This is a genomic window from Nitrospirillum guanabarense (assembly GCF_034653355.1).
GTDB lineage: Bacteria > Pseudomonadota > Alphaproteobacteria > Azospirillales > Azospirillaceae > Nitrospirillum.
The window spans coordinates 1,398,314-1,413,565 of the sequence record NZ_JAYEER010000004.1 but is presented as its reverse complement, the minus strand read 5'-3'; the positions used below and the strand labels follow the sequence as shown (position 1 = coordinate 1,413,565).

The 15,252-nt window shown below is 65.3% G+C and carries 15 protein-coding genes; 10 read left to right on the top strand and 5 right to left on the bottom strand.

What is annotated here, in order from left to right:
- Positions 1-44: 44 nt before the first annotated feature.
- Positions 45-452, top strand: a complete 408-nt coding sequence (locus tag UAA55_RS24515) for a DUF2000 family protein (protein WP_322956059.1) — start codon at positions 45-47, stop codon at positions 450-452.
- A gap of 201 nt (positions 453-653) precedes the next feature.
- Positions 654-2,795, top strand: a complete 2,142-nt coding sequence (gene dcp, locus UAA55_RS24510) for a peptidyl-dipeptidase Dcp (protein ID WP_322956058.1) — start codon at positions 654-656, stop codon at positions 2,793-2,795.
- 145 nt (positions 2,796-2,940) lie between these two features.
- Here the strand turns inward: dcp and UAA55_RS24505 are convergent, their stop codons facing one another.
- Complete coding sequence (locus UAA55_RS24505) at positions 2,941-3,627, bottom strand: hypothetical protein (protein WP_322956057.1); 687 nt, start codon at positions 3,625-3,627, stop codon at positions 2,941-2,943.
- A gap of 230 nt (positions 3,628-3,857) precedes the next feature.
- On the opposite strand from UAA55_RS24505, the gene UAA55_RS24500 reads away from it, so the two are divergent.
- Together UAA55_RS24500 and UAA55_RS24495 are read left to right on the top strand one after the other, a co-directional pair.
- On the top strand, positions 3,858-4,205 hold the full coding sequence (locus UAA55_RS24500; RefSeq protein ID WP_322956056.1) for an ArsR/SmtB family transcription factor: 348 nt from the start codon (positions 3,858-3,860) through the stop codon (positions 4,203-4,205).
- Entirely contained in the window at positions 4,202-5,164 is a 963-nt protein-coding gene (locus tag UAA55_RS24495; protein WP_322956054.1) for an SRPBCC family protein, read from the top strand. The genes UAA55_RS24500 and UAA55_RS24495 overlap by 4 nt, the downstream gene beginning before the upstream one ends.
- 14 nt (positions 5,165-5,178) lie before the next feature.
- On the opposite strand, the gene UAA55_RS24490 is transcribed toward UAA55_RS24495, so the two are convergent.
- From UAA55_RS24490 to UAA55_RS24480, 3 genes are read right to left on the bottom strand one after another with little or no spacing between them, the layout of a single operon-like run.
- Complete coding sequence (locus tag UAA55_RS24490; protein WP_322956052.1) at positions 5,179-6,693, bottom strand: hypothetical protein; 1,515 nt, start codon at positions 6,691-6,693, stop codon at positions 5,179-5,181.
- Positions 6,654-6,896, bottom strand: a complete 243-nt coding sequence (locus tag UAA55_RS24485) for a J domain-containing protein (protein ID WP_322956051.1) — start codon at positions 6,894-6,896, stop codon at positions 6,654-6,656. The genes UAA55_RS24490 and UAA55_RS24485 overlap by 40 nt, the downstream gene beginning before the upstream one ends.
- Positions 6,893-8,596 carry an Hsp70 family protein gene (locus UAA55_RS24480; RefSeq protein ID WP_322956050.1) on the bottom strand — a complete coding sequence of 568 codons (1,704 nt, stop codon included), beginning with the start codon at positions 8,594-8,596 and terminating at the stop codon, positions 6,893-6,895. Before UAA55_RS24480 ends, UAA55_RS24485 begins: the two co-directional genes overlap by 4 nt.
- Before the next feature lie 241 nt (positions 8,597-8,837).
- On the opposite strand from UAA55_RS24480, the gene glsA reads away from it, so the two are divergent.
- The 3 genes from glsA to UAA55_RS24465 all read left to right on the top strand — a co-directional run bounded on the left by glsA (position 8,838) and on the right by UAA55_RS24465 (position 11,459).
- Positions 8,838-9,893 (top strand): glutaminase A, encoded by a 1,056-nt coding sequence (gene glsA / locus UAA55_RS24475; protein WP_322956049.1) that lies wholly within the window; start codon positions 8,838-8,840, stop codon positions 9,891-9,893.
- Positions 9,894-10,027: 134 nt separating this feature from the next.
- On the top strand, positions 10,028-10,969 hold the full coding sequence (locus UAA55_RS24470; protein ID WP_322956048.1) for a hypothetical protein: 942 nt from the start codon (positions 10,028-10,030) through the stop codon (positions 10,967-10,969).
- Between the two features lie 91 nt (positions 10,970-11,060).
- Entirely contained in the window at positions 11,061-11,459 is a 399-nt protein-coding gene (locus UAA55_RS24465; protein WP_322956047.1) for a hypothetical protein, read from the top strand.
- Between the two features lie 98 nt (positions 11,460-11,557).
- Here UAA55_RS24465 and UAA55_RS24460 read toward each other — a convergent pair whose 3' ends face one another.
- A complete protein-coding gene (locus tag UAA55_RS24460) occupies positions 11,558-12,748 on the bottom strand; it encodes a cupin domain-containing protein (protein WP_322956046.1) in 1,191 nt (396 codons plus the stop codon).
- 136 nt (positions 12,749-12,884) lie between these two features.
- On the opposite strand from UAA55_RS24460, the gene UAA55_RS24455 reads away from it, so the two are divergent.
- From UAA55_RS24455 to UAA55_RS24445, 3 genes are all read left to right on the top strand, one after another.
- The gene (locus UAA55_RS24455; protein ID WP_322956045.1) at positions 12,885-13,466 is read left to right on the top strand and encodes a LysR family transcriptional regulator; all 582 of its coding nucleotides are present in this window, start codon (positions 12,885-12,887) and stop codon (positions 13,464-13,466) included.
- A complete protein-coding gene (locus UAA55_RS24450) occupies positions 13,424-13,753 on the top strand; it encodes a type 2 periplasmic-binding domain-containing protein (RefSeq protein ID WP_322956044.1) in 330 nt (109 codons plus the stop codon). The genes UAA55_RS24455 and UAA55_RS24450 overlap by 43 nt, the downstream gene beginning before the upstream one ends.
- A 90-nt stretch (positions 13,754-13,843) precedes the next feature.
- Entirely contained in the window at positions 13,844-15,004 is a 1,161-nt protein-coding gene (locus UAA55_RS24445; protein WP_322956043.1) for a hypothetical protein, read from the top strand.
- The last annotated feature ends 248 nt before the right edge of the window (positions 15,005-15,252 follow it).

Sequence of the window (15,252 nt, the reverse complement as noted above, 5' to 3'; positions counted from 1 at the left end):
CCGCCACAGTCGGGGCCTTCTCCGGCCACAAGGATCCTGTCTTGATGTTCGACACCAAAATCGCCCTCGTCCTGCGCGAAGACCTGGCCGCCTGGCAGGCGCTGAACGTCACCGCCTTCCTGACCAGCGGCATCGTCGCCCAATGTCCGGAGATCATCGGCGAAGCCTACCGTGACCGTTCCGGCACCGTCTACAATCCGCTGTCGGTGCAGCCGGTCATCGTGCTGGCGGCGGACGCGGGGACGATGGCCGCCATCCACCGCCGCACCCTGGAGCGGGGCCTGCGCGCCTCGCTGTATATCGAGGAGATGTTCAGCACCGGCCACGACGCCGCCAACCGCGCCGTCTTCGCCGACTTCGGGCCGGAGGACGCGCGGGTGGTGGGCATCGGCATCCGTGCCGACAAGAAGCTGGTGGACAAGGTCACCAAGGGCGCCCGCATGCACCCGTGATGGGGCGTGGGGCCGTCCAGACGCGGAAAATGCCGCACGTTCCGGCCCCGTGCCGGTACGGAAGGGGCAACGATCCTTCACCAGACGTGATACAACCTCCCCCTTCGGCGGGACCCTGCGGGGGGATCCGCCTGGCCACCCCGTCGATCGGCGGACGTCGATGGGCGGGGAAACGAAACAAGAGACTGTCAGGGGATCCCGATGACACGTACCGTTCTGCTTGGAACCGTGGGCGCGCTGGCGCTCGCGACGCTCGCCGCCGCCCCGGCGCTGGCGGCGAAGCCGGCCACGCCCGGCGCCAATCCCTTCGCCACCGCCAGCACCCTGCCGCTCGAAGCGCCCCGCTTCGACCTCATCAAGGACAGCGACTACCTGCCCGCCTTCAAGCAGGGCATGAAGATCCAGCTGGCCGAGATCAAGAAGATCGCCGACAACCCGGCGGCCCCCACCTTCGACAACACCCTGGTGGAGATGGAGAAATCCGGCCGCATGCTGGACCGGGTCAGCCAGGTCTTCTTCGGCGTGGTGCAGGCCAACACCAACGACGCGCTGGACAAGGTGCAGACCACGGTGTCGCCCCTGCTGGCGCAGCACAATGACGCCATCTACCTGAACGCGAAGCTGTTCCAGCGGGTCAAGACGCTGTACGACGCGCGTGACCGCCTGGGCCTGAACCCGGAGCAGGCCCAGCTGCTGAAGGTCTATTACCAGCAGTTCATCCGTGCCGGCGCCAAGCTGAGCGACGCCGACAAGGTCAAGCTGCGCGCGCTCAACACCAAGCTGTCGTCGCTGGAGACCGCCTTCCAGCAGAAGCTGGTGGCGGCGGCCAAGGCCGGCGGCCTGGTGGTGGATGACAAGGCCAAGCTGGCCGGCATGGGCGATGGCGCCATCGCCGCCGCCGCCGAGGCCGCCAAGGGCCGCAAGCTGGAGGGCAAGTACCTGGTGCCGCTGCAGAACACCACGCAGCAGCCGGCGCTGTCCTCCCTCGACGACCGGGCCACGCGCCAGGCCCTGTTCGAGCGCGGCTGGACCCGCGCCGAGAAGGGCGACGCCAACGACACCCGCGCCACCATCTCCGACATCGCCAACCTGCGGGCGCGGAAGGCCAAGCTGCTGGGCTTCCCCAACTACGCGGCTTACGTCCTGGCCGACCAGATGGCGGTGACGCCGGAGGCGGCGGAAGGCTTCATGAAGGGCATGGTGCCGGCGCTGGCGGCGGAACAGAAGCGTGAGGCGGCGGAGATCCAGGACCAGATCAAGAAGGACGGCCAGGATTTCGCCCTGAAGCCCTGGGACTGGGACAAGTACGCCGAGCAGGTGCGCAAGGCCAAGTACGACCTGGACGAGGGCGCGCTGAAGCCCTATTTCGAACTCCACACCGTGCTGGAGGAGGGCGTGTTCTACGCCGCCAACCAGCTGTACGGCCTGACCTTCAAGCGCCGCACCGACATCCCCGTCTACCAGCCCGACGTGCTGGTCTACGACGTGATCGACAAGGATGGCTCGGCATTGGGCCTGATGTATTTCGACTACTTCAAGCGCGACAACAAGTCGGGCGGGGCCTGGATGTCCAACTTCGTCCAGCAGTCCAAGCTGCTGGGCACCAAGCCCGTGGTCTACAACGTCTGCAACTTCACCAAACCCGCCCCGGGCCAGCCGGCGCTGATCAGCTTCAGCGACGTCACCACCATGTTCCACGAATTCGGCCATGCCCTGCACGGCCTGTTCGCCAACCAGACCTATGAGACGCTGTCGGGCACCAACGTGGCGCGCGACTTCGTCGAGTTCCCGTCGCAGTTCAACGAGCACTGGGCGCTGGACCCCAAGGTCCTGGCCCACTACGCCAAGAATTACCAGACGGGCGAGGCCATGCCGGCCGAACTGGTGGAGAAGATCAAGAAGGCCGCCACCTTCAACCAGGGCTACGCCCTGGGCGAGCTTGTCGCCGCCGCCCTGCTGGACCTGGAATGGCACAGCCTGCCGGCCGACGCGCCCAAGCAGGACGTGGACGCCTTCGAGAAGGACGCCCTGGCCAAGACCGGCCTGGATGTGGACGATGTGCCGCCGCGCTACCGCTCCAGCTATTTCCTGCACATCTGGGGCAACGGCTACGCCGCCGGCTACTACGCCTACCTGTGGACGGAGATGCTGGATGACGACAGCTACGCCTGGTTCAAGGACCATGGCGGCCTGACGCGCGAGAACGGTGAGCGCTTCCGCCAGATGATCCTGTCCAAGGGCCACACCGAGGACTATGGCCCCATGTTCCGCGCCTTCTACGGCAAGGACCCGGACATCGGGCCCATGCTGCAGAACCGAGGCCTGGCGCCGGAAGGCAAGTAAGCTCCCCCGCTGGGGTTGGCTGGACACGATAGGGGCCGGGGGCGCATGCCGCCGGCCCTTTTTCATGCGCGGGCCACCGCCGGGGTTTATGTTTATCGACCAGCGACTGTCAGATAGTCGGAGTGCCGGTCAAATGGTCCCAGGCCTATTCGGATGATTTTGTAAGGCTCTCCAGGAAGAATCCGTTCACTACGGCCGAATTCAGATCACCATCAGGAAACACGCCCAACTGGCGGAGCTTGTCCGTGAGCGCTTCGAAAAGCTGTTCGGTAGCTTGGGGATCGTCTGCCATCTGATCGAGCTGGTCCGCGATATCCAAAACAAACTCCTCCTCGGCTTTCATGCTTTCAGGCGACGCCATGTTGGCGCCTGACCGAACTCGAAACGCCGCAGTGCGCCGCATGTAGTCTGCCAGGGCGCCCAGTGCTGCACGCCGTATCGAGGCTGCAACTCGATCCGCCGTTTTGAGATCGCCAGCTGTCACGAGTTCTTTGTGAAAATTGGTGAGATCATCAACTAGGCCGCGGGCCAAGGTTTCCGAGGCCAATAGCCGGTCAACTCGCCGCCGGTTCCGGTCAGTGCTGCTTGTCTGTTCGCCTTCCACAGCGGCTGCCCGGCCACGCTTCCTATCCAGGACGGCGGCGTCGGCTGCGAGCTTTGCCTCATCGACGCTATGGGCGAGCCCATGCCTAAACGTCTTCATCCCCTGCCGAGTACTATCGGCTACATACCAAGCAAAGCGCCCTTCGGCATTCGAGTCCTCGAATGCGGTTCCGCTCAGACCATCGCCAAAGAATCTCACCCAATTCGGGCCAACGCCATGCAGGCCCATCTGATACCGTTTCCAGCCATTCATGATACACCTCAATTTACGTCGCGACATAAATATGGATCATTTTTGTCGCGACGTAAATGGGAAATGGCGGTGAGCTTTAGATATGTCTCGCCGTGATGCGCCGCCTTCAATGGTTGAGTGCTCCTATCTCGGAAGCTTCCCACCTCAATTCGCCACCTAGACACTAAACCCCTTGCTTAAGTATCTGCGTCGCGTTACTAAAGCATATGCTTAACCAACCGTCCCCCCTCGACCTCACCTTCCAGGCGCTTGCCGACCCCACCCGCCGCGCCTTGGTGGAGCGGCTGGTGCGCGGGCCGGCGTCGGTCAGTGAGCTGGCGCAGCCGCTGCAAATGTCCCTGCCGGCGGTCATGCAGCATCTGGCCGTGCTGGAGAGTTCCGGCCTGGTGCGCTCGGAAAAGGTGGGGCGGGTGCGGACCTGCCGGATAGATGCCGCCCAGCTGAGCCTGGCGGAGCAATGGATCAATCAGCGGCGCATGGAATGGGTCAGTCGCCTGGATCGGCTGGGCCAGTATCTCGAAACGCTAAAAGACGAAGACGGAGAGGAATCATGACCCAAGTTGAGACGGCCGACGTGCTGCGGCCCGAGCCGGTGTGCATCTCCCGCACCATTCCGGCGCTGCGCGAGACGGTGTTCAAGGCGTGGAGCACGGCGGAGCATGTGAAACATTGGTTCGCGCCGGAGCATTTCATCGTGCCCCACGCCACCGTCGAGATGCGGGTGGGGGGTGCGTTCGAGGTGTGCATGCAGGCCCCGGATGGCATGCGGCACTGGACGCGCGGCAGCTTCGCCGAGGTCACGCCCACCGACCGGCTGGTGCTGGATCTGCGCGTGGATGACGGCAATGGCAAGGCGCTGTTCACCGCCTGGACGGAGGTGACTTTCGCCGACGCCCTGGGCGGCACCCGGTTGGACATCGTGCAGACCTACACCGTCTACGATCCCGCGATGCTGGCCGCCATCGGCGGCGCGCCGGAGGGCTGGTCCCAGACCCTGGACAAGCTGGCGAGGCACACCGCCCATATGGATGGCCGCACGGGGGAGCAGCCCACCCAGCGCTCCGCCGTCCATGCCATCTTCAGCCTGCAGCGCACCTACGACGCGCCGGCGGCCCGGGTGTGGCGCGCCCTGTCGGATATGGAGGCCAAGTCCAAGTGGTTCGGCGGCGATCCCGGCCAGTGGGAATTGCTGGAGCGCACCATGGACTTCCGCGTGGGCGGCACGGAACGGGCCAAGGGCCGCTGGCAGGGGGGCGTCACCTCCACCTTCGACGCCCACTACCTGGACATCATCCCCAACGAGCGCATCGTCTACAGCTATGTCATGCATCTGGACGCGCGGAAGATCTCCGTCTCGCTGGCGACCATGGAACTGACGCCGGCGGGCGAGGGCCGCACCACCCTGAAGATCACCGAGCAGGGGGCCTTCCTGGACGGCTATGAGGACAACGGCTCCCGCGAGCACGGCACCGGCTTCCTGATGGACCGGCTGGGCGCCTCGCTGAAGGACTGAAACAGCCGAGCGGATCAGGCGGCCTGGGGGCGTTTCAGCTGGTAGGCGATCATGCCCAGCACGCTGGCCATCAGCACCAGGCCACCGATCAGGAAGACGTCATGGGTGGTCACCGCGCCGGCCATGGAGTGGGCGACCCGCAACACCACGCCCGTGCCCCAGATGGCGTAGTAACGCCGTTTGGCGGCCTCGCCCGACAGGGCCAGGGCGGGCACCCGCTCCAGGATCTGCACCAGGGTCACGGCGGCAACGGCCCAAGGCAACAGGCCGGGTGTCGTGTCGGCGGCGAACAGCAGGCCCATGGTGACGGCACCGGCCAGCGCCAGGCCCATCAGGCCCCGGCGCCGCCGGGGCTGCCCGACCTCGGCATACCACCAGCGGGTCAGCAGGCCGGCGCCGATGCTGGTGGCCAGCAGCGCGCCCGCGACGGCAACGGCGAAGGCCGGCACCAGCGCCGGGGGCAGCAAGGAACCGATCCAGAACAGCCAGAACACCAGCGGGATGCTGTTGGCCAGCAGGATGCGCACCGCCTGGCGGCTGTTGTCGTTGGCGTAAACCATCTGGAACAGGCCGGCCCACCACAGGGCCAGGGTGGCCGCCGCCGCTGCGACGGGGATGCCGACGGACGGCGGCAGGACCAATGACAGGGGGATCAGCGCCAGGCTGAGCGGGGCCCAGCCCAGGCGGGCCGCCGGGCCGGCGTCCCGGGCCCAGCGCCGCCGCAGCCATTGCGCCGGCATGCGCACGCCCAGCCGGTAGGCCAGGCCGGCGGCGGCCAGCAGGGGCGGTATCAGCAGGAATCCCACAGGCCAGGCCGCCAACTCCTCCGGCGACAGGCCGGCCTGCAGAGACACGTATGCCGCCAGGAACAGGGGCGTGGCCAGCAGCAGCCACGCCAGGCCGGCGCCGACCGGCTCGGCCGCCAGATAGGCCTCCCACGCCGCCAGCACCTCTGGGTCGAAATTGGCCCGCAGCGAGGGGTAGTCGTTGCGGATCAGGGTGATCAGGCCACGCACGTCCTTGGCTAGGTCCGGCAGGGTCAGGCGCAGGCGCGGGCTGTACCGGTTGGGTGGCGCCTGCAGCAAGCGGTAGGCCGTGGCATAGGCGTGGTCCCGGCCCTGCAGCCTGGCCAGGAAGGCCAGGTCGCGCCCCCGCTTCTGCACGGCGGCCAGCAGCGGCGTCTGCGTGCCGGCCTTGGCCGCATCCCAGCGGAAATGGGCGCTGGCGACGGGGACCAGCGCGTCGGACCGGGGTGCGGTGGACAGCAGCAGCCGGGCCAGCCAGTCCTCCGTCCCGTTCTGCACATCGATATGGGTGAGGGCGGGGGAAGCCAGCACGGCCGCCAGGGCGTCCTTGAGCGCGGCCCGGTCGGCGGGCGCCGGAGCGGACAGGAGGTTGCCCAGGTGGTTGCACAGCGCCACATGGCGGATGACGTCCTCATCCACCGAGGGTTCCGCGGGGGGCTCGTCCGCCGGAGGTGGTTCAGCGGTCACCTCGGCGGGGGCCGGCGCCTCCGCCGTCTCCTCCACCGGCGTCCCCCCACCGGCGCCAGGCTTTCGTCCGGCACCTGCCGGCGGGCGTGCAGCAGGGCCTGCTCATAGGCCTGGCGCAGCGCCTGGAAGCCGTCCGGATCATCTTCCGGGTTGGTGACCTTCAGGCGCCGGGCATAGGCGCGGCGGATGGCCAGTTGGTCGCCGGTGGGCTCCAGCGCCAGGATGTCCCAAGGGCTCACAGGTAGGTCTCGCCTTCCAGCTGGTCCAGCGCCTCGCTCAGGGATTGGCGGGCGGCCTCGATTGCGCGGGGCTCCTGGCCTTCCAGGATGCCTTCGAACTGGGCCAGCAGGTGGGCGACATAGGCGCGCTTGTCGCCCAGGAAGTCCTCGTAACAGCGGTTGGCGCGGGCCAGGACGGCGCGGTTGGCCTCGGTGTCGCGCGGGTGGACCTTCAGGGCCGCCAGCGCCTGGCGCCGGGCCTCCAGGTCATCCGGCTTGGCGGCCTCCTCGTCGGTGATGACCAGATTGCGCTGCTCCCCCGTCTCCGGGACGTGGACGTCCACCTCCAGCAGGCCATTGATGTCGTAGGTGAAGCGGCAGTCCACCTTGACGGCCCCGGCCGGGCGGGGCGGCACGGGGATGCTGACCTGACCCAGGGCGACGTTGTCCTGAACGTCGCGCGACTCCCCCTGGTAGATGGTGAAGGTCACCGCCTTCTGGTTGGCCTGCAGGGTGTGGAAGCTGCTGACCCGGCTGGCGGGGATGACGGTGTTGCGCTCCAGGATGGGGGAGAAGATGCCGGTGCGCAGGCTGCCGTCGGGGTTGCGCTCCGCCACGTCCACGCCCAGGGAATAGGGGCAGACGTCGGTGATGACCACTTCGTTCAGGGCGGCGTCGCGGCCCTTCAGGCCGGCCTGGACGGCGGCGCCCAGCGCCACCGCCTCGTCCGGGTGCACGGAATGGGCGGGGAAGCGGCCAAACATGCGGGTGACGGCGCGGCGCACCGCCGGCATGCGCGTGGCCCCGCCCACCAGCACGATCTCGCGCAGCGACCGCGCCTCCAGTTGGCCGTCGCGCAGCGCGCGCAGCACCGGCTCGCGCAGGCGGTTCAACAGGCCTTCGGCCTTGGCCTCGAAGGCCTCCGCCGTCAGCTCGTACTCATAGGTCTTGTCCTTCCACACCACGCGCACCGGCGTGGCGGCCTGCTCGCTCAAGGCGCGGCGGGCGCGTTCGGCGGCGGCGCGCAGGCGCTGGTACAGGGCATCGCTGTCACGCGTGTCGCGGCCCCAGTCGGCGGCGAAACGCTGGCGCAGGTCGTCCACGATCAGCTCGTTGAAGTCCTCGCCGCCCAGGCGATTGTCGCCGCTGGTGGCCCGCACCTCGATCACGCCCTCGAAGATCTCCAGGATGGACACGTCGAAGGTGCCGCCGCCCAGGTCGAACACCAGGAACTGCGTCTCCGCTTCCAGCTGGTGGATGCCGTAGGCCAGCGCCGCCGCCGTGGGCTCGTTCAGCAGCCGTTCCACCTTCAGGCCGGCCAGCTCGCCCGCCCGGCGCGTGGCCTTGCGCTGCTTGTCGTTGAAATAGGCGGGCACGGTGATGACGGCCTCGGTCACCGGTTGGCCCAGCCAGGCCTCCGCGTCGGCCTTCAGGGCCTTCAGCACCAGGGCCGACAGCTCCTCCGGCAGGAAATCGCGCTTCCCCAGGCGGGTGACGCGCTGCGAGCCCATCAGGCGCTTGAACGCGGTGGCGGTCAGGGTTGGGTGGGTGGCCTGGCGTTCGCGCGCCGGCAGGCCCACCAGCACCGTGCCCTGGTCATCCAGGCTGACGGCCGAGGGGGTCAGCCGGTGGCCCAGGCTGTTGGGGATCAGTTCCGCCTTGCCGTCCCGCCAGACGGCCACCGCGGAATTGGTGGTGCCCAAATCGATGCCGACGATCAACCCAACGACCCTCCTGATACACCAACCGCCCCGCGCCACCCGGAAGTACGCATCATTCCGCCACCGTTCTAGCCGCCGGGACGGCCAGGGGGAAGGGCGGATGCCAGTATGCGGCCAAGATCATGTGGCCAAGATTCATGCGCCCACGATTAAGGCTTCTTGGCGGACGGGCGCCCCCGCTACAGTGACGCCAAACACCGGCGCCGGCACGCCGGCCAGCCTGAACGAGGGGGATCATTTGATGAAGTCCGGTTTGACCCAGCGGGCGCGCGCCTGGGGCGCCGCCGTCGCGCTGTCGCTGACCTTGCTTGGCACCGGCGCCGCGCCGGCGCGCGAGGCGCCGCCCGGCGACAAGGCCATCCAGCAGGCGGTGGACCAAGCCTACGCCAAGTTCAAAGGCGTGATGGAGGGGGAGAACGCCAGCTACATCCCCTATCTCGCCAAGGCCGATCCCAAGCTGTTCGGTATCGCCGTGGTCACGGCGGACGGCCGGGTGTTCAAGGCCGGCGACGCGGGCCAGGAGTTCCCCGTGGAATCGATCGCCAAGGTCTTCACGCTGGCCCGCGTGCTGAAGGACCAGGGACCGGACGCGGTGATGGCCAAGATCGGCGTGAACGCCACGGGCCAGCCCTTCAACTCCGTCCTGGCCATCGAGCTGAACAACGACAAGCTGACGGGCAGCCCGCCGGCCGGCAATCCCCTGGTCAACGCCGGCGCCATCGCCGCCGCCAGCCTGGTGCCCGGCGCCGATCTGACCGCCCGCTGGAAGACGGTGCTGGACACGGCCTCCGCCTTCGCCGGGCGGTCGCTGGCCCTGAACCAGGACGTCTACCAGTCGGAAATGGCGGGCAACCAGCACAACCAGGCCATCGCCCTGCTGCTGCAAAGCTATGACCACCTGTACGCCGATCCGGCGGCGACGGTGGACCTCTACACCCGCGAATGCTCCTACAACGTCAGCGCCGTGGACCTGGCCACCATGGGCGCCACGCTGGCCAACGGCGGCACCAATCCGGTGAGCCATAAGGCGGTGGTGGACCCGGCCACCAGCGCCCGCGTGCTAGCCGTCATGGCCACCGCCGGCCTCTACAACACCTCGGGCGAGTGGCTGTTCAAGGTGGGCATGCCGGGCAAGAGTGGCGTGGGCGGCGGCATCCTGGCAGTGGCGCCCGGCAAGCTGGCCATTGGAATCTATTCCTCCCGCCTGGACGCCGCCGGCAACAGCGTGCGCGGCCAGCTGGCGGCGCAATCCATCGCCGAGGCGCTGGGTCTGAACCTGTTCGCGGCGGGCAAATAAGCCCGGCTCCAGGGCGGGGAACGTCGGGAGGAGGAGAGGGGGCGACACGCGAGAACAGCCGCCTCCTTCTCCTTTAGATTGACAAGAACAAAAACAGAACGTAGGCTGCTCTTCCAGCAACAGGGAGAGCGAGCATGGATGGTTGGCAGCGTCGGTATCGCCTGAGCAACGGCCCGGGCGGCCCGGGCGGCCTGGGTGTCAGTTGCACGGCCGAGGGCCTGGCCCTGGCCGGTGTCCCCTTAATGGCCAAGGGCGCCGGCGGTTTCCACGTCCGCCCGGCGGCGGACGTGGAAACCTTGCTGAAGCGCGCCTATGCCGGCGCGGAGCCGGGGACCGCCGTCTTGCCCGGCCTCACCAAGATTGCTTGCGCCCTGAACCGGGGCGACCTGGCCCAGGCCATGATCCGCGCCGTACACCTGCGCCTGCCGGAGTTGGACTGGGACGCCGCTGTTCGTCTGGCGCGGGCCAACGATAATCTGGCGAAGTACAGCCCCGACCAGCCCCGTGACTGTGACGGGTGTTGGACCGACAGCGGGGGAGCGGCGAAGCCTCAAGCGGGTTTCGCGTTGCGGACCAACACTCAGACACAAGCGGCGACGCATGCTTGCGGCGTTTTGAGTGTGCAAGAGAAAGATCTGCTCTCACCGGGTAAGGCGAAGGAGATTTTCAACCAGGAATATAAGAAATTACAGGATGAAGGGCTTTTGCCGACGCAGGGATTCCTCGAGGACAAAATACTTCCCAATTTTGAATTAGTTCCACAGTTTGGCTCTCTGCGGCCAGAGGATCGCGCCTTGCCTTTTTCCACCCTGAAGGAAGCGAAAAAAGACGCGGATGAGCATAATGGAAAAATCGTTGGCGGATACACCAAGGGCAATTACAGCCAAATTTTCCGAACGGCGGCCGCGCCTACTTACATTCCTGGACTCGGGAAAACCACACCTGAACAGACAATGAGATTCACCATTTTGCACGAATGGGGGCATCAACAACAGGGCGGACAATGTAAGAACAATGAGTGCTGCGCGGACAGCTATGCCCTCAAGCATATGGGGGGTGGCAATGCGGGCCGTTGACGTAATGAGACGCATACCCGTGTGCAGGATCGTGGCAGGTCTGTCTCTATCTCTGCTCCTCTGCTTGTTTATTATGTGGCGGTTCTCCCCAATGGTGTATCCCATTGATCTTGAGCGCTCATCTTTGAGCGCCCTTTGGAGTTATCTTGGTGATGGCGACGGCGTCGGAGAAGGTGATTTTTACCTGGAAATAAATGAAACGGATGCCAATGATCAGGTGAATGAATACTTCAAGAAGCACTATCCAAAATTGATCATCCACAGATATAGTGAAATGAAAGAAAATGGATATGTGCAGTGTGCTGTGGAATTTCTAGATAACCCAAGAAAATGTTCGCCATATCCTCTTATTTTTGCGAATTTTGTCATTATGCCTATGTGGAATGTCGCAATAATTAGCGTTGGATCATGGAATTGTAGTGGGCATTCTTGGACAATAAAAGCGTTCGGCCGCTGGTTTGTATTCTCCGAGGAAGTCGGATGCGCTTGAGACGCGGGATTTTTGTTTGTTGCCATCTATTCCAAAGAAGAAGGTGCGGCTCCATCGGAACCGCACCGCCTTACATGGTCCCGTAACGCTCGCGATCCTCAGGTCTGCTTCATGCGGCCCAGCGTCTTGTCCGGCACGCCGGTGAAGTTGTTGGACAGCAGGTAGCGCGGGCTGGACTGGACCCATTTGTCCAGGTCGATCTCCTCGAACTTGCCGTTGTCCCAGGTCTGGATCATCTCCACGTCCTCGGTGCCCACGTTCTGGATGGCGTGGCCGAAGCCCATGGGGATGTAGGCGACGTCGCCGGGGCCGAACTCCGCCACCTTGCCGCGCCCGCCGGAGCCGAACAGGGCCACCTGGGCCCGGCCGCGCAGGTAGTAGTGCCATTCGTTGGCGTTGACGTTCCAGTGCAGCTTGCGGATGCCGCCGGGCTTCAGGGTCATGTAGCCGCCCGACATGGTGTGGGAGGCGGGGAACTCATCCACCGTAGCCAGGCGGAAGGTGCCGCCGTCGAAGTCGCGCGCCGCCTTGGGGTCCTTCAGCAGGCGGAACTTGTGGGTGGATTCCTTGGGCCAGGGGGCCTCCAACGCATCGGCCGCGTGCACGATGGGGCCGGACTGGATGTAGGTCTCGCCCTTGGGGAAGGCGTCGAACACGTCCTTGGGCAGACCGAAATTCAGGGCCAGCATTTCCTTGGGCGTCACGTCCACCCAGTCGGTGATGGAAAAGGTGCCGTGCTCGGAAAAGGCGCCGTTGTCGAAGGACAGAATGAAGTGGCAGGGCTTATCGCCGATGCACTGGATGGAATGGCCGTGACCCTTGGCGAAGTACCACAGGTCGCCCGGCTCGAAATTGTTGATCTCGCTGGCGCCGGAGGGATCGATCACCACCGTCTGGCAGCGGCCCTCGATGACAAAGGCCCATTCCGCCGCGATGGCGTGCCAGTGCAACTCGCGCGAGGCGCCGGGCTGCAGGAACATGTGCACGCCGGCGATGCCCTTGGATATGGGGAACTGGTGGACGGTGGCCTCTTTGGCCCAGCCGCCCGTCGTCACCTTGGGCTTGTTGCCGTCCAGCGAGAACTTGAAGTCGGGCATGGCGCCCACGTCCTGCGGGTCGTGGTAGGCCACGGTGTCGCCCGGGGGCAGGGGCACGGCGTTGCGGCCGAAGCCGCCGTCGCCGGGTTTGGCCATGAACTTGTCCGCCGCCTCCGCCACGCTGCGGAACGTCACCATGCCGCTGGCGCCCAAGGCCGCGGCGCCCAGAAAACCGCGCCGGTTCGTAGACATCAATATCCTCCCGTTACCATACGCCCGGTATTCGCCAGGCGATGATTTGTATTCGCGACCTCACTATTGACTTGGGAGCGGTAAATCGGAATTCTGATGATTAGATAACGGTGATCGAAAATCCCGATGAGGCGCCATGCTGGACCCCCTTCACCTGCGTACATTTGTCGCAATCACCGAGGTGAAGAGCTTTTCGGAGGCGGGGCGCCAGCTGGGCCTGTCGCAATCCAGCGTCAGTGAGCATGTGAAGCGGTTGGAGCAGTTCGCCGGCCAGCGCCTGTTCCAGCGCGACACCCATTCCAACGCCCTGACCGAGCATGGCCGCGCCATGCTGGAATTCGCCCGTTCCATCCTGGAGGTGAACGAGCGGGCGAAGCGCCATTTCACCCAGTCGACCAAGCGCCAGCTGTTCCGTTTCGGCGCCTGCGAGGATCTGGCCATGGGCTGGGTGCGCGACATCATCCGCTGCTTCATGGCCGGCCATCCCGAGGTGGATTTGGACTTCACCATCGCCCTCAGCCGCACGCTGACGGAGATGTTCGACGACGGCGCCCTGGACATGGTGCTGTGCAAGCGCTGGCCGGACGGCGACCGGGGGAACTGGTGTTCCGCGACCAGGTGGTGTGGGCCTCGGCCACGGCGGAGCCGGTGTTTCGCCATGACGAGGCGCAACTGGTGCTGTACCCACCGCCCAGCATCACCCGTTTCATGGCCCTGACGGCGCTGGAGCGGGCGGCCGTGCCCTGGCGCATCGCCTGCACCAGCGGCGACCTGAACGGCCTGGCGGCGGCCACGTCCATGGGGGTGGGCATGATGGCCCATTCCAGCCGCTTGCTGCCGGCCGGCGTGCAGGCCTGTGCGCCCGATCCCCGCCTGCCGTCCCTGGGCGCCCTGGAGTTCGTCATCCTGGAAAGGAAGGCGCGCGACCGCCGCTTCCTGACCGAGATGTCCGATGCCATCCGTGCCAAAGCGGCTGCGGAGATGGCGCTGCCACCGGCGGCGTGACGGGCGGTTTTTCTCCGGTCCGCTCGCGCACTGGTTGACATGAACAAAATAGGAACATACGATGCTTTTCCATCAACCGGGAGAGCGAGCATGGATGGTTGGCAACGTCGGTACCGCCTGAGCAACGGCCCGGGTGGCCTGGGCGTCAGTTGCACGGCGGAAGGTCTCGCCCTGGCCGGTGTGCCCCTGCTGGCCAAGGGCGCCGGCGGCTTCCAGGCCCGCCCGGTGGCGGAGGTGTCGGTTCTCCTGAAGCGTGCCTATGCCGGCATCGGGCCGCACGCCGCCGTGCTGCCCAGTTTGGTTAAGATCGCCGACGCGCTGAACCGGGGCGACCTGGTTCAGGCCATGATCCGTGCGGTGCACTTGCGCCTGCCGGAACTGGACTGGGATGCCGCCGTTCGCCTTGCCCGGGCCAATGACAATCTGGCGAAGTACAGCCCCGACCAACCCCGCGACTGGCATGGGCGCTGGGCGGACGGCGAGGGTGGGGAGCGGGAGGCGGGTGGGCCGGTCGAGGCAAAGCCAGCCGCGTCGAGCGGGCGGGAAGCGGCAACCAAGCCGAAGAAGAGGGACGCGGACATTCCCAAAGCACAGGCGCTTCCGCCTGTTTCGACCGCGTCCGATTTCGCCATTCCAGCGAACCCGTATCACGCCCCGCCGGTGTTCAGATTCGCCGATGACATTGAGCAGGCGAACAATTCGCTTTGGCAGGAAAGCTTGGCGCCTCTGTCACAGCCAAATGCGCCGCGGTGTTTAGAAACAGGCGAAAAGGTCAGGGAGCACGGCGCCACTGTGGTGGCCCGGCAAGATGGAGCACTGGAATTTCAGAACAAGGACGGGAAGGGTGTCACTTGTCGGGATTTCAGGCCAGACCTTCAGGTCAAGGACCCGACACATTACAGCCTTCTCGGAACAACCCATACCCACCCGTATGACGATGGAAGGGTGGGGGTATCATTCAGCGGCGGCGATACGCAGGTTCTTCTCGACAACCCGATCAATTTCTCCCTTGTTCAAAGTGGCGACAAACAGTTCATGTTCCTAAAAACAAAACAGACGCGCCGATCTGATAGTTATGAAAATGTGATAAAATATCAAGATGACAGAGTAAAATATTTGATGAATGAGCTTGGATATCCTAGTGATACAGCCAATAGGATAGCGAATGTTGAGGCTGCCAAAAACTATGGTCTTGCTTATTATGAGGGTGATCATGGCGTCTTGCGCCGCATCTATCCGGAAGTCCGCTAAAGCAGCCTTGTGGTCTGCTATCATGGCCCTGCCCCTTATCTGCCAGCCAACGGGCGGCGCGTCGGCAGGTGGCGGTGGGCCAAGCTGCAGCGCTGACGGGGACGCACATCGGGGAGATGATCCCACCATTCCCACGATAGATCCGGCCCAGTTTAAGCGGATCATGCAGTACTGGAGTTGGGCTAGAATGTCGTTCGGGCACCAAGACTATCGTCGGGCCAATCAGGATCTGTTGAGGGCGTTAGGTG